The following is a 19,175-nucleotide window of genomic DNA, read 5'->3' as shown; positions in this document are numbered from 1 at the left end:
CGTCACTACGACTTCAAGTTGTCACTACGACTTAGGGCTGAGGCATTTCAAGTCTTTATGGCCCGGCGATGGCATTTGCGCACATCTGGTCGCATCAGCCGAACAAAATCTTGCTCTGCTGCGCTGCGATATGCATAAGCGATGGCGACCGTGGAGGAACGATCATGGCTGCCGGACAACCGCTCTGGACCCCGACGCAAGACCAGATTGACGCAGCACCCTTGACCGCCTTCACCAGGGCCGCCGGAGTGAAAGCCGGCGTAGCTTTTTCCTCGTATTCGCAGCTTCATGCCTGGTCGGTCGATGACCGTGAAGGGTTCTGGAGCCTGGTCTGGGATTTCTGCGGCATCGTCGGCGACAAGGGCGATAACCTGCTCGTCGACGGCGACAAGATGCCCGGCGCTTCTTTCTTTCCCGATGCGACACTGAATTTCGCCGAGAATCTGCTGAAGAAGACCGGCTCAGGCGACGCAATCGTGTTTCGCGGCGAAGACAAGGTCGAGCGCCGGCTGTCCTGGAACGAGTTGCACGCGCTGACCTCGCGGCTGCAGCAGCTTTTCCTGTCGCTCAAGGTGAAGAAGGGCGACCGCATTGCCGCCATGATGCCCAACATGCCGGAGACCGTCGCCGCCATGCTGGCCGCCGCCTCGATCGGTGCCGTGTGGTCGTCCTGCTCTCCCGATTTCGGCGAGCAGGGCGTACTCGACAGGTTCGGCCAGATCGAGCCCGTCGTCTTCATCGCGCCGGATGGTTATTGGTACAATGGCAAGGCGATCGAAGTCGCCTGCAAGATCGCCGCGGTCGCGGCCAAGCTCGGCACTGTCCGCAAGATCCTGGTCGTCGACTATCTCGGCACATCGAGCGATGTCGCCGGGACCATCGACAAGGCGGTAGCGCTGGAAGAGGCGCTGTCGCCCTTCGCCGGCAAGCCTGTCACTTTCGAGCCGCTGCCGTTTTCGCATCCGCTCTACATCCTGTTTTCGTCGGGAACGACCGGCATTCCCAAATGCATCGTCCATTCGGCCGGCGGCACGCTGATCCAGCATGTCAAGGAACACCGGCTGCATGCCGGTCTCACCGATGGCGACCGCTTCTTCTACTTCACCACCTGCGGCTGGATGATGTGGAACTGGCTGGTGTCGGGGCTCGCTTCGGGTGCCACGCTGCTGCTCTATGACGGTTCGCCCTTCTATCCCGACGGCAATGTGCTGTTCGATTTCGCCGATGCCGAGAAGATGACCTTTTTCGGCACCTCGGCCAAGTTCATCGATTCCGTGCGCAAGGCTGGTCTCAAGCCGATCCGCACGCATGATCTGGCCACTGTGCGGGCAATCTCCTCCACCGGCTCGCCGCTGTCGCCGGAAGATTTCCGCTTCGTCTATGACGGCATCAAGAAGGACGTGCATCTGGCCTCGGTCTCCGGCGGCACCGACATCGTCTCCTGCTTCGTGCTCGGCGTGCCGACGCAGCCGGTCTGGACCGGCGAGATCCAGGGACCCGGCCTCGGCCTGGCAGTCGATGTCTGGGATGACGATGGCAGGCCGGTCCGACAGGAAAAGGGTGAGCTGGTCTGCGCAAAAGCCTTTCCGGCGATGCCGATCGGCTTCTGGAACGACCCCGACGGCAAGAAGTATCGGGCGGCCTATTTCGAGCGCTTCGACAATGTCTGGTGTCATGGCGATTTCGCCGAATGGACCGAGCATGGCGGTCTCATCATCCATGGCCGCTCCGACGCCACGCTCAACCCGGGCGGGGTGAGGATCGGCACGGCGGAGATCTACAACCAGGTCGAGCAGATGCCTGAGATCCTGGAAGCACTGTGCATCGGACAGGACTTCGACAACGACGTGCGCGTCGTCCTGTTCGTGCGGCTAGCCGCCGGCGTGCAGTTCGACGAGGATCTGGAAAAACGCATACGGGCAAAAATCCGTAGCGGCGCGAGCCCGCGGCACGTGCCGGCAAGGATCGTCGCCGTCACCGACATCCCGCGCACCAAGTCGGGCAAGATCACCGAGCTTGCGGTGCGCGACATCGTGCATGGCCGCGCCATCAAGAACAAGGAAGCGCTCGCCAATCCAGAGGCGCTTGAGCTGTTCAAGAACCTGCCGCAACTGGCCGAGTAATTGGCAGCCGGCATGGTTAACGAAATATCTCGCTGGAATTTACCTAGATTTCATGAGTGGTACACATTCGTAAATTTTCCGGCGCCCCGGTAAGGAGTTGTTAAGGTCCGGCGTCGATAGTCGCACGTAACTTGAGGGAGAAATCCCGTTCCTCAGCCCCGAGGATCCGAATTCGCTCAAGCCCCCGTTGTGACAGCAATCCCATCTCTTAAGGCGTCCTTTGGGCGCCTTTTCTTTTTATCGGGACCGTAGAGGGCTGACCTATTCCGCGAGCACACGGGTCGACGGAAAAGCCACCTCGACCAGGGTGCCTTCGCCCGGTGTCGAATTGATGGTGAACCGGGCACGGTTGGCTTCCACCATCGCTTTGGTCAACGGCAGTCCAAGCCCGGTCCCGTCGCCGCGTCCGCGCTTCAGGGCGTTGATCTGCTTGAACGGCTTCAGCGCCTGCTCGATCTCGGCATGGCTCATGCCGATGCCGGTGTCGCGCACCCGCATGACGACGTCGCCCGACGTCTCATAGGCGGTCGAGACGATCACCTGGCCGCCGGCCTGGGTGTAGCGGATGGCATTCGACAGGATGTTGAGCGCGATCTGGCGCACGCTGCGCAGGTCCGCCACCACTTCCGGCAGCCGCGAAGCGAAGCTGGAGCGGATGATGACCCGTTCGCGGTTGGCCTGCGGCTGCATCATCGCCACCGTTTCGGCCAGCGTGTCGTTGAGCGACACCGCCTCATAGGCCATCTCCTGCTGGCCAGCCTCGATCTTGGAGATGTCGAGAAGGTCGTTGACCAGGTCGAGCACATGATTGCCCGAGCGGTTGATATCGCGCAGATAGTCGCGGTAGCGGTCGTTGGCGACAGGTCCGAATTTCTCGTCGACCATCAATTCCGAAAAACCGATGATGGCATTGAGCGGGGTGCGGATCTCGTGGCTGATGCGGGCCAGAAAATCGGTCTTCTGCGAGGACGCGCGCTCGGCCACCGCACGTGCCTGCGTCAAGTCCTCTTCGGCCCGCTTCCACTGCGTGATGTCGCGAACGACGGCGCAGAAGCCGCTGTCGTTGGGCAGCCGGCCGATGGTCATGAACAGCGGAATGAAGCGTCCTTGCGATTCGCGCCCGATCACCTCGCGGCCGTCGTTCATGACACTCGCCACGCCGGGCTCGGACAGCCCATTGAGATAGTCGCGTGCCGCGCGCTGGCTTTCGATCGCAAACAGCGAGGCGAACGGCTTGCCGGTCACATCGTCGCTGTCGAAGCCGAACAGTGCTTCGGCCGGCCGGCTGATCGATCGGATGGTGCCGTCACGGCCGATCAGCACGACGCCGTCGGTGGCGGTGTCGATAATGGTGCGCATCTCGGCGATGCGCGCCTTGAGCTCGGAAATATCCGGCTGCGTCTGCTCGTCGCCAACGACATGCAGGCTCGCCGGCGCATCATCCTCGCCGGAGCGTCGCACGACCAGCATCAGCGCCTTGCCGTCGCGCCAGGGAACCGAGCGCAAAATGGCCTCGATCGGGAATTCCTGTCCGTCACGTGTTTTCAACCGCAACGCGCGATCGGTGCCGTCGGAAACGCCGTCATCGGCATAGGGGTCGGCAAACAACGCGCCGAGGCCGCCCGCATCCGCCAGATCGTCAAGCGCCTCGTAGCCGGTCAGGCTGAGGAATTCCTCATTCGCATAATGCAACTGGTCCCCGGAATGGATGAGCAGCGGCACGGGGAGCTTGCCGAGCAGCGACGTGTCCGGAGCCTTGTGTTCATCTCCGGCGGAAAACGCCGACGGCACGAACCCTTCGGCCTTGAGCGGCGGAACCTGCAGGCGAGGGCGCTCGACGCGTATTTCCGCAGCGTCGCCTGCATTGACGACTTCCTCGGCAACCGCCTGCTCGTCGGGCGGCGCGGCTTCCTCGTCGGGCTGCGCCCAATCCTCACTGTCTTCGGCATCGCGAAAATCCGCTGACGTCATGCTGTCGTCATCGAGGCCATCATGTGTCGCGTCAGTGGCTTCAGGCTCTTCGCCGGGCGAAACGGCAGCGGTGTTCTCTGGTTCCGCCGCCGCGGGGCCACGTTCGTCATCTTGGCCGGCATAGTCGAGCAACGAGCCCGTCACATTCATCCCCGAGCGTGCGTCACGAGGGGCTTCGTCCGCGTGACCGTCAAGCCGTGCCAGATCCTGCTCGTCTTCGGCATCGACATCGGATGGCTCGACCGGTTCGTTCTCTGGCCCTGACGCAGGGATGACGCCGCTGTGCATCGGATCGCCGGACACCTTGAGCGGAGCCTCGGCCTCCGCTGTCGACGCCTCCGCAGTCTCAGCCTCTGGCGGCTCGACCGGAGCGCTATCCTTCTTCAGCCGCTCGCCGATTTCGCGGAACGCGCTGCGTTCCAGGGTCGACAGACCCTTGTCGTTGGCTGGCTGGCGATGTTCGGCGAGCCGGATCACCTTGTCGGCAAAGCGCCGCTCCTGTTTCGGCACGATAGTCAACGCCGGCACCTCGCCCTTGAACGGATCCGATGCCTGCGTGTCCTCGGCCTTGGGCTCTTCGGCGTTCGGCGGTTCCGGCGTCGCCGCGGCCTGGCCATTGGGCACCAGCGCCATACCGATGGCCTCCGGATCGACGACCGCGTCGCTGGCGCGGGCGACGCCGAAGCCGCGGAAACCCTCGAAGGCGCGGCTGCGGCCATAGACAGGCAGCGCCGCCAGGTCGACCGGTATCTTCAGATCGGTGCCGACGACCGGCCACAGCACGGAGCGCCCGGACCAGGTATCGCGCCGTTCGAGGAGCCCCGATATCTCGCCGGAGGGGTCGAGACCGAATGTAGCGGCGACATCCCTGAAGCGGCGGCCGATCACGTCGGCCGCCGGCTTGCCAACGATGTCGGCGAATTCCGGCGACAGCGCGCTGAACTTGCCTTCGGCATCGGTGCGCCAGACGAAACGCACCGGCGCCGCGGCGCGGTCCATCGCCGAGACGGTCGTCGGCGTGGCCGCGGAAGTGGACTGGATTTCCAGGGCCGCCGGTTCGGCCGGAGCTTCAGGTCCGGGCGCGGCGGGTCGCGGCGCCTGTTGCCCTCCGTCCTCGCCGGCGTTGAAGTACCAATGGTCGTGCTGCGCCGGCGTGCGCTCCAATGCCGGCTGATCGCTATTGGCCGCTGTCGGCGTCTGTACGGTCGCGTCGGCGATCGCATGCGGCCGCGATCCGGCGACGTCCTCGGTCGGCAACGCGGCGCCTGGTTCGTCGGTCAATGTCTGGCGACCCTGTTCCGGCTGGGAAGCCGCATCGCCAGCAGGTGCCCCCTCGGCAATGGTTTGCCTAGGATGTTCGCCCGCGGGGGCGGTGTCGTCGAGCTGGTCCTCGTCGATCACCACCAGCAGATGCCGCTCCTCGGTTAATCTTGCCAGCCCAGCCGGATAGGAGGCCGTGCCGCCGGGGACAAGGCGCTTGACGATGCGGTCGCTCTCGGCTGCGACGTCGGCAACCAGTGCCGCCAGCGTCTCCGGCAGGATGCCCAGTGCCGAAAATCCTTCCGAGGCCGCCTCGACGCTGCCCCTGGCATCGACAAAGGCGATGAAATGACCATCCTCGGTGAAGCCGCTAATGGCGCGCGCGGCGATTTCGCTGGCATTGCGTGACCCGGTCTGAGCCGCCGGGACTGCCAGCATGATCGCCTTTTCGGCGTCCGGCATGGTCACCGCACTGGCCAGGAAGCCGACGGCGCGGCTGGTCATTCCGGTCGCCAGCCGCACCATGATGGCGCGGTCACTGCCAATCTCGGGAAATCCGCTGGTCGCCATGATCTGGCGCCTGGCGATCACGGGCAACTGCGCCGAGGCGCCGATGATCGCCTCGATGTCGGGATACCCGAACATCGCGGCTCCTGGCCCGTTGGCCCAGATCACCTGCTCCAGATCCGCCGACAGGATCGCGATCGCGTCGCCTGCCGCAAAGCGCTGGCGGACCGCGTCGAGCACGGCGACATCGAGGAAGGAGTATTCGGACGGCATGCGCTTGGCGGACCTCACGGAGCGGCGATTTTGCAGTTAACGCTTTGTTAATAAAAGCCGGAGGCGCGAAGGTCCACAAGCCAGAACGTGCAAAGGCCGGAATCTGGGCTCTTGGTTAACGGCCCAAAGAAATTTATGGTGCACTGCAACAAAGATATTGCAATGCACAAAATTTGCCTTTATATTGCCATCATACATGAACGAGACGGCTTTCTGTCAAAGCCGCTGCCGCTGAAAAGGATGGAAAATGTCCAGGACCAAGACCGCCGAGACGATCGAAAACGTTGAATTCCCGAGCTTCGACGCTTCCAAGGCCACCGACCAGATCCGCGCTTTCGCCGAAAAGGGCGTTGAGCAGTCGAAAGAGGCCTACGCCAAGCTGAAGACCGGCGCCGAGGAGACCCAGAAGGCTCTGGAGTCGACCTACGAGACCGCCAAGACCGTTTCCAACGACCTGTCGCTCAAGACCATCTCCGCTTTGCGTGCCAATGCCGAGGCCGGTTTTTCCCACCTCGAGGCCCTGATCGGCGCCAAGTCGCTGTCGGAAGTCGTCGAGCTGCAGACCGCCTTCCTGCGCAAGCGCGTCGAATCGACCGTCGAGCAGGCCAAGGACTTCCAGGCCGTTGCCTCCAAGGCGGCCGAGGACGTCTCCAAGCCGATCAAGACCGCCTTCGAGAAGGCGATGAAGGAAATCAAGGTTGCCTAACATTTGCGCATGATCGGAAGATGCAACAAAAGGTCGCATTTTCTTAAAAACGATCGGGTGTATGATGGCAGCCATCAAGGAATACCCGGTGAGTGGAACCTCCTCCCTCTGCTCCCCGGGGTGACCAGCCAGCACCTCCTCCCGCTGGCTCGTAACAGGAAAAGGCCGGCACCTCCTCCCGCCGGCCTTTTTCTTTGTCCGGCGCCTGGTCTTCTTGCCAGGCAAATGCCGCGTCGATGTGGGGAAGTGACCTTTGCTTTCCAAAAGCCTTGAATTAGAATCCATAAGCCCGTAAGGACGCATCGCCGAACGACAGAGCGGGCGGATGAGTTTCTGTTTCGATCCGCTCGGGCAACGTGCCGTTGTAGCTCAGATGGTTAGAGCGCCGGATTGTGGATCCGGAGGTCGCTGGTTCGATCCCAGCCAACGGTACCATCGGTTTTCCAGTAAGTAATTGAATTTATTGTAAAAGTTTACCTTTGGGACATAATTTGTATCACAGTAGGTCTCACAATGTGTATCACAAATAGGAACTGGGTGCGCTCGGAAGCGACGCGAAGTGATTGATACCAAAAAGCTTTTTTGCGACACGCGATGATCATTGTCGGAAACCGCAGGATTCTTGGCGAAGAAAATCGAACCGGAAAGGCTTCGGTGGACCGCTTCCCGTCCACCGTGGGAGCCGATGGATGGCATCAGGCGCACCCGTCGTTGGATTGGGACTTGGCGGGTGCGTCGGATCCAGACAGCCATGCCGGCGCCGTTTGACACTCATTGCGGATGGCTCGGCTCTGAGGTAATTTAGATCCTGATCGGATGGGAAAGTGCCTGCTGTCGCGACGGTTTTTTGTTTTCTGTTCCTGTCTCGGCTGATTGTGAGCTCTTTAACAGCCTTGATACCGCAACCTTGGGGGCTTGTGGTCATCAGGTAGCGACGGTGGAAACAGGCCATGCTCCGACTTTGCGGATTCATCGCGGTCTTCTTCGTAGCGGCCCTTACGACCTTCGATGCGTCGGCCGATCGACGGGTCGCCCTGGTGATCGGCAATTCCGACTACCGGCAATTCCCGGCGCTGAAGAACCCGGTCAAGGATGCCGAGGACGTCTCCAAGACGTTTCGACTGGCAGGGTTCGAAGTTTTCGTTGCAAGCAATCTCACCAAGCTGCAGTTCGAAGAGCAGTTCCGCAATTATCTTGCCGCGATCGATGGCGCCGACCTCGCCGTCGTCTACTATTCCGGTCACGGTTTCCAGATCGGCGGCGAAAACTTCCTGATTCCCGTCGATGCCTCGTTGAAGCAGGCGGCGGACATCGAGGTCCAGGCCATCAAGCTCAACGATGTCCTGGAACAGATGCGTTCGAAATCGAAGATCCAGGTGATCGTCCTCGATGCCTGCCGCAACAATCCGTTCCCGCGCAAGAATTACTGGCTGAGAGACCAGCTTATCACCTCCGGCAACGCCGGGCTCGCGCAGGTCAGAAGCTCGCTGAACACGCTCATTGCCTTTGCCACCGAGCCTGGGGCGGCGGCCTATGACGGCAGCGGCGACCTCAGTCCGTTTTCGGCGGCGTTTTCCCGTCGCGCGCTGGCCCCGAACCAGGAGATCCGCACGGTCATGGCGGCGGTGCGCCGGGATGTGGTGGAGGCAACAAAAGGCCTGCAGGTTCCCTGGGAGAACTCGTCGCTGATCGACGAAGTGGTGCTGATGCGCCGCAGCAACCGCCCCTCGCTGCCGCCGGTGCTGGAGAAAATCGTGTTGTCGGGAGTGGGCCCAGTCGATCTCGGCCTGCCGGAACCGGTCGATGTCGACGGCGGAACGATCACCGTGAGCATCGAGAGACCACCTGCTCTCGGCCGCCTCATGCTGGACGGCGAACCTGTCGAGGTTGGCGAACCGATCCAGGGCAAGGACCTGCCGCGTTTGCAGATGGATGTGCCCAAGGGGGTCGACGCGCAGGACGAGGTGGATATGCTGGCCTACGCCACGCATGACAATTGGGGCGGTCAAAGCCAGGGCATCCTGGTGTTCCGGGTCAAAAGCGGCGAAGGCGCCCATGGCGAACAGGTCATGGCCTCGCTCGCGGCCGAGCAAAAGCAACAGGTGGTGGAGCGCGGCATTCATATCACAGGTGCCGCCGAGGCGATCGAAAACCGTGACATTGATGTTCCCGTTGGCGTGGGCCCGGTTGCGCTTAACCTGGATTTCCCGACCGACGATCCCGCGGTCAGTCTCAAAGTTTCGGCATATCCCGCGACAGGAACCCTTTCGCTCCCCGACAGAACCCTGTCACCTCAGTCCAGCCTGATGGCCGCTGAAGTCGACCGCCTGCGCTACGAACCTCAGATCGGCGTAGCCGCGCCGGTCGAGGTCGGCTTCGAAATCCGTGCGGACAGCAGTTCGTCCAAGCCCGCCACGATGAAACTGTCGCCAACCGTCGATCCGTGCGACTCCGCCGCCGGCGAGCCTCTGGACCTGCAAGGCGTCGTTCCCGGCCTGCTGCCGAACGAAATCGGCGCCGGCGCCGTGGAGGTTTGCGAAGCCGCTGTGAAGGCTTATCCCGATGTCCCACGCTTCCGCTACGAACTGGGGCGCGCGCTGCTCGCAACTGGCAAGGTCGAGGAAGCGAAGACAGCCATCGAGGAGGCCGCCAAGAAGGGACATGTGCGTGCTGTGTTCGAACTCGGCTACATGTATGCGACGGGAACCGGTCTGGTCATCGACCGCACGCAGGCCAACGCGCTTTACGCCGCGGCATCCGACAAGGGCGATCCCTACGGCATGACGTCGTGGGGCCGCGCCTTGTTCAATGGCTATGGCGTCAAGCCTGATACCGCCAAAGGTCTGGACCTGCTGCTCAAGGCGGCCGCGATGGGGCACACCTATGCCATGAACGATCTCGCCGCGATCTTCACGGAAGGCCGCAACGGCGTGACCGCCGACCCGGCCCGTGCAGTTGCCTTCCTGGAGGCCGGCGTCCAGCGACAGGACATGTATTCTATGAACCTTCTCGGCCGTAACTACCTGGCCGGCGTGGGTGTCGAAAAGGACCCCAAGCAGGCGCAGGGGCTATTCCAGAAGGCTATGGATCTAGGCCAGCCCTACGCTCCGGCCAGCCTTGCGCGCATGTACCGGGATGGCGTTGGTGTCGAGCAAAACCTCGACGAAGCGCAAAGACTGTTCGAGTTGGCCACGGCACGCGGCGATCAGTCCGGCGCATATGATCGCGCAGCGCTCGAAATGCAGAAGGGCGCCAATGCCGACCAGACGATAGCGGTGCGCTATCTGGCCTTTGCGGTCGCGCTTGATCTTCGCAAGGAATTGCCGGGTGCCCAGACGACGCTGACGAAATTCGAAGTGAAGACGAAAACGGCCGCGCTCAAGCAATTGCGTGGCGAACTCAAGTCGAAGATCCCGGCGAAGGGCTCGCTTGACGACCAACTGGTCAATGCGGCCAGAGCGGTCTGGGAGCAAGCCAATCCGCGTCGGGACTTGTTTTGATCAGTGAGGAGGCAATCGTGGGCAGGGCAGTGAAGCAGGCATTGATCGCCACAGTTCTATCCGGCGCTCTGGTGGCAGTAGCGGGCTGCATGTCCGTTGCGCCCGCGCCCAAGGCCGAACCGACGGTGACGACGACAAAGCACAGGCCGAAGCTCATTCGCACGACGACCACGCCAAAGATCACCAGGCAGAAGAAGGCTATCGCCAAGAAACTCGTCGAACCGACTGAGGAAACCGCACCTGTCGTCGTTCCACCTTTGGGCGGCGGCAATGGCGGCACCGGTGGCACTGGTGGCGGAGGCGGCGGCTGGGGATAATGCTAACAGCAGGTCAGGGTTTCGCGGCACCGCTCGCCGAGGCCGCCTGCCACCATTTGACACGCCAACTCTGCCCCCGGACCTTGACCGGAAGACCGGCTGCAACTGCTCGCCAACCAGCCGCAAGTGCTCTATGCTCTCGCCAGGTGTCGTGTCGATACGGTGGTCCTGGTCAGGGGGCGTTCCATGTTCGAAGTCGTCGCATTCTGGTGGAAGACGAGGCTGAAAGGCCCCGCCACACGAGGTCTTGGCCTGATCGTCGCGCTTTCCGGCTTGCTGCTACTCGCATCGCAAGCCGCCAACGCAGCGCCGAACTGGACGCTTGATCCCACGGCTTCGGTGATCACCTACCAGTCGGTGAAGAAAAACACGATCGTCGAGACAAACAAGATCAGGAACATCACCGGCACGCTCAGCTCGGCGGGTGATGCCAAGGTCACCTTCGACCTCAATTCGGTCGATACCGGCGTCGACCTGCGCAATGTCCGCATGCGCTTCCTGTTTTTCGAGACATTCAAATACCCGACGGCCGAGCTGACGGCCAATGTGGATCCCGCCGCATTCGCCGATCTCGCGACAAAACGCAGGGTGAAGTCGACGCTGCCTTTCCGTCTCAATCTGCACGGCGTCGACAAGGACCTCGAGGCCAGCATCGTCGTCACCATGATCAGTGACGACATGGTCTCCGTTGCTTCGGAAGCTCCCGTCGCGGTTCACGTGGAGGATTTCGGCTTGCTGCCGAACGTGGACAAACTCCAGCAGGCGGCCAACGTCACCAACATCGTGCCCACCGCGTCGGTGTCGTTCGATTTCGTCTTCACCGCCGACGGCAGCAAGCCCGCTGCAACCCAGACCGCCGCGGCGAGTTCGACCGATGTAGGTCCCGTTGCCACCGACGCCGCCAAGGCGAACTTCAGCGATGAGGAATGCTTGAACAGGTTTGCCGTGCTCTCACGCACCGGCGCCATCTACTTCCGGCCGGCCAGCGCGCGGCTCGATGCGAAAAGCCGCCCATTGCTGACGGAGGTCGAAGGTGTCGTTGGCAAATGCCCAAGCCTGAAGGTCGAGATCTCCGGCTATACCGATTCCGATGGATCGCCGGACGCAAACAAGCAGTTGTCGGAGCGGCGCGCCCACGCGGTTGCCGACGCCTTGATTGCCGAGGGTATTCCGCGCAATCAGGTCAGCGCCGCCGGCTATGGCGAGGAGCGGCCGGTTGCCGCCAACGATACGCCGAAGAACAAGGCGCTCAATCGGCGGATCGAGTTTTCCGCCACCAAGCCCGTGAACTGAGGTTCCGGTGAGGTCCGATCTGATCGCCTGTTGCGGTGGCCTCTTTCGTGCCGCCGGGCTTGCCGCGCTTGCCTTGCTTTTGACTGTAACAGCCGCCAGTGCCGAGCGCCGCATCGCGCTGGTTCTGGGCAATTCCCAGTACCAGCACGCGGCGCCGCTCGCCAATCCGGTGCGCGACGCCCAGGCCATGGCCGAACGCTTGAAGAAACTCGATTTTGAGGTCGTTTCCGGCTTCGACCTGACCAAGCTGCAGACACAGGCGACGATCGTGCAGTTCGCGAAACAGGTGCGCGGTGCCGACATCGCGCTGTTTTTCTATGCCGGCCACGGCCTGCAGGTTTCGGGCAAGAACTATCTGCTTCCAGTCGACGCTGCGCTGGAAGATGAAACCTCCGTCGACTTCGAAGCCGTGTCGGTTGATTTCGTTTTGCGCCAGATGTCGCGAGAGACCAGCATCAGTCTGGTGTTTCTCGACGCTTGCCGCGACAATCCCCTCGCCGAGGTGCTGGCCAAGACCGCGGGCGTCAACGGCGCCAGCAGCGGCCTTGCCGAGATCCCGGTAGAGAATGGTGGCACCGGCACGCTCGTCGCTTTCGCCGCCAGTCCCAATCAACTTGCCTATGACGGGTCGGGCGAACATTCGCCTTTCACCTCGGCGCTCCTCAAGCGTATCGGCGAATCCAACGTCTCCATCACCGACGCCATGAACAGGGTCACCAGCGACGTCTTCAAGGCAACCTCCGGCAAGCAGCGTCCCTGGATCAACGTTTCGCTGAAAACGGATGTCGTTCTGCACAAGGTCGATCTCAATGCGCCGTTGATCGTGGGCGAGGCGAGCGCACCTCCAACCGAAGGCGGCTCCGACGCAAGCAACACCGGCGCTGCAGGCGCATCAGGCCAAAGTGACGACCAGCTTGCGCTCGATGTGCTGCGTCAGAAGATCCCCAGGCTGGCTTCGGACGATCCGATCTTTTTCGACCATCCGATCGATTTCGGTGATCCGGCAATCGATGGCAAGAGCATCGCCCAGCTGATCAAGGGCAAACCCCTGTTCAGCCCGGTGGAGGGATTGGACAAGTCGGTATGGGAGGACAAACATTGCGACGGCTGCCATGAATGGGACGAGGCACGGCTATGCGAACAGGCGAAAAATTTCGCCACCAACGATGCTTCTGTTTTGCGCCTGCAACATCCACTTGGAACGCGCTTCAAGGTGGCGCTTGCCAAATGGGCTCAAGGTGGCTGCAAGTAAGCATCCGCCGATTGGCGCAGGGCCTCGATCTCGGCCATCTGGATGCCCATTTCGACAAACGCGGAAAGAACGGCAAAGCGGTCCACCAGTGCGACACGCGCCAGCCCGGCCAGAACACCCGCATTGATTGCATGGGCGGCAGGAAACGGCTGCAAGGCCGATGGTGCTTCTGCGCCGACAACAGATCCGACAATAAAGGAACCATTGTCACGCCATCCCGCCGCCCGGGCAATCCAGGCTCCCGGCGTTGTTGGCGGCGTTGCCTCTGCCTGGCTCACCGCGGGGCGATGGCTGTCCGGTTCACCGACCCAGTCGCGAACATAGGCGAGCAACTCGTGATCAGTTCCATCGAGCAACTCGCTCAGATGGCTCAGGCATTCATGCGCCCACCAGACCGCAGCCCGGTCGGGAAGCAGGTAGGCACAGAACGTGATCGCCTCTTCGGGAACGCGCCCGGCGAGCAGGTCGCGGCAAAACTCGATCGATTGCTGTTCGGTTGGAAGGGCTCTCATGTCCCGGGCAATAGCGGGACAAGCCATGAAGAGATCCTGTGCCGTTTTGAATCGGAGCTCATTGGCCATGACCGCCACGCCTTCATCGAGAAGCTCCAACCACTCAAGCCCCAGGCGCGGCGCGGGTCAAGTCTCAACCGGTGACGCTGCAACAACTGCCGGCACCGCCGCATCCCCTGGCGTTTATCGACAGACAATTGCCCCGGAATTTGGTATGATCACCACCATCGAAATCGGATGCTCAAACAGGAGTAACCGCTATGCAGTGGGGCAGTTCAGCCTTGGTGTTGGCAGTCGTGTTTTTCTCGACTCACGCTTCCGCCGACCCTGTTCAGAAATCAGAAGACATCGTGAAGTTTTTTGCCGGCGCCGCCGACCTCGGCAAGTCGCGAGGAATTTGTGTAGGAACCGAGGAAGAGTGCAACAGCAAGACCAAGGCAAAAGACGCGCCGGCCGAAAAATCCAGCCTCGATATGCTGATCAATTTCGGGTTGGATTCGGCCGAACTCGACGCGACAGCGCGCAGTGAACTCGACGAGTTCGCCAAGGCCCTGAAGGACAGGCGGCTGAGCACATTCAACTTCGTTGTCGAAGGCTACACCGATGCCACCGGCACGGTCCACTACAACGAGGGCCTGTCGCAACGGCGAGCGCAATCGGTGGCAGCCTTCCTGACGGCCAATGGTGTCGAGGCCGCCCGCATCAACCCGATCGGCATGGGCGAAAAGAATCCGCGCAGCCCCAACCCGTACGATCCGGCTAACCGCCGCGTGGAAATGCGGATAAAGACGCAATAGCACCTACCGCGTGCCACTGTTCCAGGAACGCCGGCGGTCAGTTCTTGAGCACGCCGCCCACAGCCACACCGGTGCCGAAGATCAGCGCCTTGGTGAGGAAGTCGTTGTTATCCCGGGGCGGCGGAAGATCATCATCCTGCCGCACCACTGTGTCCCGGTTGCGCCGCTTCTGAACAACCTGCTGTTGTTTGCGGGGTTTCTGTGCCACCGGTCTCTGCGTGCGGACCTTCTTTACCACCTGTTTTTTCGGCTGCGTCGCACGGGCCTGATCGGCAGCATATCTGGCGCGCACGGTTTCCATCATCGGATCAGTCTGGATCACGAGGAATGCAAGTTGCTCGCGTGTCAGATAGCTGGTCTGCGGCAGGCCGTTCTCCACCTGCCAGATACCGATCGCCTGGCGGGTCTGTGGGCCTATGTTTCCGTCGACGCGGCCAAGCTCGTTGCCCAACGCTTCGATGCGCAATTGCAAGTCGATGCGACCCTGGCGGTCGAGGCCAATGGCATTTTCCGTCAACTCGGTGCCCGGTGTTTGCTTCACCTCGTCGGGGACGCCGACCGAGGTGCGCACTGCGGAGCCGGAACTGGCGTTCGCCTGGTCCGTATCGAGTGCCGCGACCTGCCGGTTCTGGGCTTCCGGGTCGTTCAATTCGTCGATGTTCAGCCGCGCCACCGTGGCGAAGCGGCCGTTTGGGAACTGCTCGAGATAGGCCTCGTAGAACGGCACCGAGTTGCGCTTGGAGGCTTCATCCCAGAGCCGCTGCTCGACTTCCCAGGAAGGCGGGTCACCAACCACCAGCGTGGGGGCGGTTGCCGCCCCGGCATTGGCAGGCTGTGCTTCAGGCGCCGCCACGACAACGGGTTTTCCAATGAAGACCTCGCGCCCCAGCGACGCGTTGTGCCAAGGCCTCTGGCGACCTTGCGTCGTCTCGGTCACTTCGCCGCGCACGCGCGTCAGCGCGCTCTGGATCTCAATGCCGGGTTCGGTCAGGTGCCTGGCGAGCGCCGTGGAGTAAGGGCTGTTGACGCCGTTGCCGTCGAAAGCGATGGCGCCCGGATCCGTTGCATAGGCGATCAGGATGCCGCCCGTGCCTACGCCGTCCGATCTTGCTTCGATCGGTGCCAGACCGGACCCCAACGAACGCGACTTCGGCAGCGAGGCGGCCAACGTCCTGGCGAGTGGATTGTCGCGGCAGGCATCGAGTATGATGACGCCGACCGCCGGATCAGGCGGCAGCGCCGCCAGGAAGTCTTCGACCTGAATGGTGCGGGTCTTGAGATAGGCCGGCGACGTCAACTCGGCGTCGACCGGTATCAGGAAATTCTTGCCGTCGACCTGCATGCCGTGCCCGGCATAAAAGATGACGGCGAGGTCGGCATCGTAAGACTGCTCTGTGAACCGGCTGATGAGGCTGTGCATGCCGGCATTGTCCTGATCCATCCCCTCGATCACCTCGAAGCCGGCATTGCGCAGCGTGGAGGCGATGAGGTGCGCGTCGTTGGCGGGGTTGGGCAAAGCGACAGCATGAACATACTTGCTGTTGCCGATGACCAGTGCGACGCGCTTGGCGTCGGGCGCGGCTGCCTCAGCGCTGAACGCGGCAAGGATAAAAAGGAGAAATCCGCTCAGAAATACGATGAACGCTTTCATGGACCAGCCCTCCGCCCAGCAGGGCGCACTGTTGATGTCTGCGCATGCTCAATTTCGTCAGCGACAATGTCGCTTATGCCAAAATGGCTCTTGGGCGTATGTGATCCTGACCACGGTCTTGGTTCACAAAGGACCCGAAAAAAGTTGTCCATAGTAACACTTTGCAGCCGGAACACCAATGGTCTGACGGTGAACTCATGAACCGCGAGGGCAGGTTCAAAGGGTATTCTGAAGCGAGCTTATGACGGCCGTGATGGCTTGCTTGTATTCTTCGAACTCTGGCGACGTCTGGCGCACTTCCGTCGTGGTCGATACCGGTTGGCCTGCGCCGGTCCCCGCGGGGCTGAGCTTTCGGCCCATTTTCCTTTCGGCCCAGTCCACGACATAGCCGGCGGTCTTGCCGGTGAGGAACGGGTTGGCCTGAATGACGGCCGACCCGAGCACGGCGCTCAATTGCGCCGAACTCGACGCCGACAATACCTGATGGGCGCCTTCCATGCCCAGGAAATGGCAGAGATAGAGCCGGCCGGCTGTGATCTGGTGGCCTCGCGCCCGAAGATAGGCTTCACCCTCGCGCGCAAGATTGCGCACCATCTCGCGCGAGATCGTGTAGTCGTAGCGCAGAGCAAGGAGATCCGCATTTGAAAGTGTGCGCGCCAGTTCGGGACGGTAGGTGTTCATCATCCTGATCCAGGTCTTCGATATGAATTGGCCGGCACCGGTTGCTGAAGAAAGCGGGTTCTTGGCGCGGGCGCTGCCACCACTTTCGACATGAACGATACGGTCGGTCAGTGTTTCGACAGCAGGATCGCTCGTTGCGACCGCGGCGGTCACCGTGCCCAGCGGGTCGATCGCCCCGCCATTCTGATAGAGTTCGAAATGCAGATGCGGCCCGGTCGACAGGCCGGTGGTGCCGATATAGCCAATGATGTCGCCGGCCTTCACCTTTGTGCCGACACCGCTTGCTATCGCGAATTTCTGCATATGCGCGTAGCGCGTCTCGCGTCCGTTGGCATGCGCAATCTTCACCAGGTTGCCATAACCGCCGCCGTCGCCCTGGAAGGTGACCTCGCCGTCGAAAGCGGCCGCGATCGGCGTACCCACCGGAGCCGCCCAATCGACGCCCTTGTGGATGCGAACCACGCCCAGAATTGGGTGCTTGCGTGGACCGAAGGTGGACGTCATGACCCCGTTGACCGGCGTGACCATGCCGTTGATGACCGTCAGCGAGCGGATCTGATCGTCGCCGGTAACGCATGCAAACTGACCGTCGCTCTGCTGGAAGACGAAGCATTCGAAGCTCTTTTCAGCACCCTGCACGCCGACATACAGCACGCGTCCGTCGGTCTCGCCCTTGCCGCGCGGCGTTTGTGAATAGATCAGGACAAGGCGCTGGTCCTCGCTGGCGAAGGCGTCCAGGTCCCGTCCTCTCGATAGGTACATGATCGCTTCGCCGATCACGCCGGTCGGAACTTTGTTGCGCGCCGCCGTCGAATAGATTGCGTCGAGCAGGCGATATTGCCGCTTGTGCGTGCCTTCTTCCGGTGCACCCGAATAGTTGAACAGATCTTCGCGGACCCAGGGATCGACACCCGATACGAATGCACCCGCGGCGTTGCGCGTCAGCGTGCCGACAAAGACGCTCTTGGCGTAGATCGACACCTGCATGAGCGACATTGTTGTCGTCTCGCGCGTCGGCCTGAAACCACGCATGGCGACGACATAACCCGGTTCCAGGCCTTCCCGGTTGAAAAGCGCCTTCAGCGCTTCGCCCGCCCGCCTGGCGTCCTCGACGGAGAAATGCGCATCGAGCGCAACGCTGTCCAGGCTGCGGTCGTTGAGGATTTTCACGAACGTGTCTTCGGTCGCCTCGAACCGCTGATACTCATTCGTGACGGTTGCGACACTCGTGTTGTTTTCGATCTGTGTCTTCTGGAATGCGGGCAGGGCTGCTTCGCCTGCATCGATTGTTTCACCCCAGCCGGCTTCGGGATCGTCGGTGCCCATCTGCTGCCCCGAAGCAGCCGGAGCCTCGTTGGGGGCAGGCGAGGGCTGAAGATCGTTCTGCAGATCCCCCGCCGGCGGCTGAAGATCGTCCTGCAGATCGTTGGACGGCGGCGGGGCGGTCTGCCGTTGCGCCTGGAAGAATGCGAAGTCTTCCTGCGTCGACGGTATCGTCGTCATGAATTTTTCGCTGGCGCTGAGCATCACATCCGACAGGATTTCGATCTGCGGAGAAATCCCGGCCTGATCGAGATCCGCCGGCTTCGCGATCGAACGGCCCCTCGACGTGGCGTCGGCGTCGGGGGCAAGGGTGATCCACATCGGGTCCCCGGCAAGGTCGATAATGGCAGGCACATAGACCGATGCATCGGCCGGCACGTCGTCCACCCCTTCGACCGCGTGAAGCTCTTCGTCTTCGTCGCCGAACGACCAATAATCGGCGGTGAGGTAGAAGCCCACGGCGATCGACAGCATGATGATCGCGGCAAGACCGGCAAGCAGCCGGCGCCAGAGCCTGCGTCTGCGAAGCGCAAGGCGCGCCTGCTTCTTCTGCCTGAAGCTCGTGTCGATAGTGTGCGTCACGGGCTGTTTCCGGTCAGGAAGAACGTCCACCGCGCCTGTTCGAGCGTATCGACTTCGAGAAATTGCGCCGCGATATGGCCGCGTTGCCAGCATTCGTCGATGCCGCGGGTCGAGAAACGCCTTCGCTCGATGCACATTTCGGTCGATCCCGTCAGGATCGCGTGGCCGAAGACGTCCGTTGCGTAGATGTAGATGTAGCGGTTGGTCAGTTCCTCGCGAATGACATTCACGCACTCATTGGCGCCGATGGTCCACCAGCCGTCTGTCTGATCGGCATTGTCGACCTTCTGGCCGACTGCGAGATTGACGACGTCGAGTGTCTGATTGCAGACCGTGAATTCGGCTCGCGCTTCGCCGGATGACAGCACAGCCAGCAGCGCGGCGCCCGCGATGACCGCAAGCTTCATGTGGCCCGCCAAGGCGAGCA

Annotated in this window: 12 protein-coding genes and 1 tRNA gene; 8 read left to right on the top strand and 5 right to left on the bottom strand. The window is 61.9% G+C overall.

What is annotated here, in order from left to right; genetic code table 11:
* Positions 1-164: 164 nt before the first annotated feature.
* The gene (locus NKJ37_RS14935; protein ID WP_352774203.1) at positions 165-2,123 is read left to right on the top strand and encodes an acetoacetate--CoA ligase; all 1,959 of its coding nucleotides are present in this window, start codon (positions 165-167) and stop codon (positions 2,121-2,123) included.
* A 261-nt stretch (positions 2,124-2,384) separates the two neighbouring features.
* Here NKJ37_RS14935 and NKJ37_RS14930 read toward each other — a convergent pair whose 3' ends face one another.
* Complete coding sequence (locus NKJ37_RS14930; protein ID WP_352774201.1) at positions 2,385-6,134, bottom strand: PAS domain S-box protein; 3,750 nt, start codon at positions 6,132-6,134, stop codon at positions 2,385-2,387.
* A 247-nt stretch (positions 6,135-6,381) separates the two neighbouring features.
* Between NKJ37_RS14930 and NKJ37_RS14925 the strand changes: the two genes are divergently transcribed.
* The 6 genes from NKJ37_RS14925 (at position 6,382) to NKJ37_RS14900 (ending at position 13,202) form a co-directional block, all read left to right on the top strand.
* On the top strand, positions 6,382-6,840 hold the full coding sequence (locus NKJ37_RS14925; protein WP_013530255.1) for a phasin: 459 nt from the start codon (positions 6,382-6,384) through the stop codon (positions 6,838-6,840).
* 358 nt (positions 6,841-7,198) lie between these two features.
* A tRNA-His gene (locus NKJ37_RS14920) sits at positions 7,199-7,275 on the top strand.
* Between the two features lie 515 nt (positions 7,276-7,790).
* Positions 7,791-10,340 carry a caspase family protein gene (locus tag NKJ37_RS14915; protein ID WP_023809172.1) on the top strand — a complete coding sequence of 850 codons (2,550 nt, stop codon included), beginning with the start codon at positions 7,791-7,793 and terminating at the stop codon, positions 10,338-10,340.
* Positions 10,341-10,357: 17 nt separating this feature from the next.
* Positions 10,358-10,657 (top strand): hypothetical protein, encoded by a 300-nt coding sequence (locus tag NKJ37_RS14910; protein ID WP_245273064.1) that lies wholly within the window; start codon positions 10,358-10,360, stop codon positions 10,655-10,657.
* 186 nt (positions 10,658-10,843) lie between these two features.
* On the top strand, positions 10,844-11,950 hold the full coding sequence (locus NKJ37_RS14905) for an OmpA family protein (protein ID WP_023809170.1): 1,107 nt from the start codon (positions 10,844-10,846) through the stop codon (positions 11,948-11,950).
* A gap of 7 nt (positions 11,951-11,957) precedes the next feature.
* Complete coding sequence (locus NKJ37_RS14900; RefSeq protein WP_352440785.1) at positions 11,958-13,202, top strand: caspase family protein; 1,245 nt, start codon at positions 11,958-11,960, stop codon at positions 13,200-13,202.
* Here the strand turns inward: NKJ37_RS14900 and NKJ37_RS14895 are convergent.
* Positions 13,184-13,813 carry a DUF6931 family protein gene (locus tag NKJ37_RS14895; protein ID WP_245273063.1) on the bottom strand — a complete coding sequence of 210 codons (630 nt, stop codon included), beginning with the start codon at positions 13,811-13,813 and terminating at the stop codon, positions 13,184-13,186. The genes NKJ37_RS14900 and NKJ37_RS14895 overlap by 19 nt on opposite strands.
* Positions 13,814-13,974: 161 nt before the next feature.
* Between NKJ37_RS14895 and NKJ37_RS14890 the strand changes: the two genes are divergently transcribed.
* Positions 13,975-14,511 (top strand): OmpA family protein, encoded by a 537-nt coding sequence (locus NKJ37_RS14890; RefSeq protein ID WP_352440784.1) that lies wholly within the window; start codon positions 13,975-13,977, stop codon positions 14,509-14,511.
* A gap of 37 nt (positions 14,512-14,548) precedes the next feature.
* Here NKJ37_RS14890 and NKJ37_RS14885 read toward each other — a convergent pair whose 3' ends face one another.
* The 3 genes from NKJ37_RS14885 to NKJ37_RS14875 all read right to left on the bottom strand — a co-directional run bounded on the left by NKJ37_RS14885 (position 14,549) and on the right by NKJ37_RS14875 (position 19,155).
* Positions 14,549-16,162: a caspase family protein gene (locus NKJ37_RS14885; RefSeq protein WP_023809167.1), complete on the bottom strand. Its 1,614-nt coding sequence runs from the start codon at positions 16,160-16,162 to the stop codon at positions 14,549-14,551.
* 216 nt (positions 16,163-16,378) lie between these two features.
* Positions 16,379-18,748, bottom strand: coding sequence for a M23 family metallopeptidase (locus NKJ37_RS14880; protein WP_023809166.1), 2,370 nt, complete (start codon positions 18,746-18,748; stop codon positions 16,379-16,381).
* The gene (locus NKJ37_RS14875; RefSeq protein ID WP_352774199.1) at positions 18,745-19,155 is read right to left on the bottom strand and encodes a DUF1036 domain-containing protein; all 411 of its coding nucleotides are present in this window, start codon (positions 19,153-19,155) and stop codon (positions 18,745-18,747) included. The genes NKJ37_RS14880 and NKJ37_RS14875 overlap by 4 nt, the downstream gene beginning before the upstream one ends.
* Positions 19,156-19,175: the final 20 nt, after the last annotated feature.

It is taken from the genome of Mesorhizobium sp. M0140 (assembly GCF_040322475.1).
Taxonomy (GTDB): Bacteria; Pseudomonadota; Alphaproteobacteria; order Rhizobiales; family Rhizobiaceae; genus Mesorhizobium.
Note: the sequence above shows the minus strand (reverse complement) of the source record. Positions and strands in the feature narration are given on the sequence as shown.

Coding starts and splice junctions, on each gene's coding strand:
- NKJ37_RS14930 (WP_352774201.1), bottom strand. CDS start 6,134: ATGCCGTCCGAATACTCCTTCCTCGATGTCGCCGTGCTCGACGCGGTC.
- NKJ37_RS14875 (WP_352774199.1), bottom strand. CDS start 19,155: ATGAAGCTTGCGGTCATCGCGGGCGCCGCGCTGCTGGCTGTGCTGTCA.
- NKJ37_RS14935 (WP_352774203.1), top strand. CDS start 165: ATGGCTGCCGGACAACCGCTCTGGACCCCGACGCAAGACCAGATTGAC.
- NKJ37_RS14905 (WP_023809170.1), top strand. CDS start 10,844: ATGTTCGAAGTCGTCGCATTCTGGTGGAAGACGAGGCTGAAAGGCCCC.
- NKJ37_RS14890 (WP_352440784.1), top strand. CDS start 13,975: ATGCAGTGGGGCAGTTCAGCCTTGGTGTTGGCAGTCGTGTTTTTCTCG.
- NKJ37_RS14885 (WP_023809167.1), bottom strand. CDS start 16,162: ATGAAAGCGTTCATCGTATTTCTGAGCGGATTTCTCCTTTTTATCCTT.
- NKJ37_RS14925 (WP_013530255.1), top strand. CDS start 6,382: ATGTCCAGGACCAAGACCGCCGAGACGATCGAAAACGTTGAATTCCCG.
- NKJ37_RS14915 (WP_023809172.1), top strand. CDS start 7,791: ATGCTCCGACTTTGCGGATTCATCGCGGTCTTCTTCGTAGCGGCCCTT.